This window comes from Faecalibacterium gallinarum, from assembly GCF_022180365.1.
Classification (GTDB): Bacteria; Bacillota; Clostridia; order Oscillospirales; family Ruminococcaceae; genus Faecalibacterium; species Faecalibacterium gallinarum.
In genome coordinates, this window is record NZ_BQKV01000085.1 from 1 (window position 1) to 350 (window position 350).

The 350-nt window shown below is 46.3% G+C and carries 1 protein-coding gene; it reads left to right on the top strand.

The window, feature by feature from the left end; genetic code table 11:
• Positions 1-49 precede the first annotated feature (49 nt).
• Positions 50-350 (top strand): IS3 family transposase (locus JCM17207_RS10450; RefSeq protein WP_238317578.1); only part of this gene is annotated, 301 nt, incomplete at its 3' end.

Below are 350 nucleotides of genomic sequence, written 5' to 3' on the forward strand. Positions count from 1 at the left end.
ATTTTCTGCGGTCCACAGGAAGGAAGTGAGAGCAAAGGCGAAATATGCCGTGATTTACCGTTATCGGGAAGAGTATCCGATTTGGCGGATGTGCAAATTCTTTGGTGTTTCCCGGAGTGGGTATTACGCTTACATTCATAAGCTGAACCATCCAGATCCAAACCAGGCAATCATAGACCAGATTGCAAGTCAACAGAAACGTTGCAAGAATACATACGGCTATCGCCGGATGCATCTTTGGTTGGACAAAAACGGTTGTTCCAGGAATCCCAAAACGATTCTCAGGATTATGAAAACCAACGGTTTGTTGTCTGAAATCCGCAGACGCAGGCAGTGGAAGCAGCTTGGAC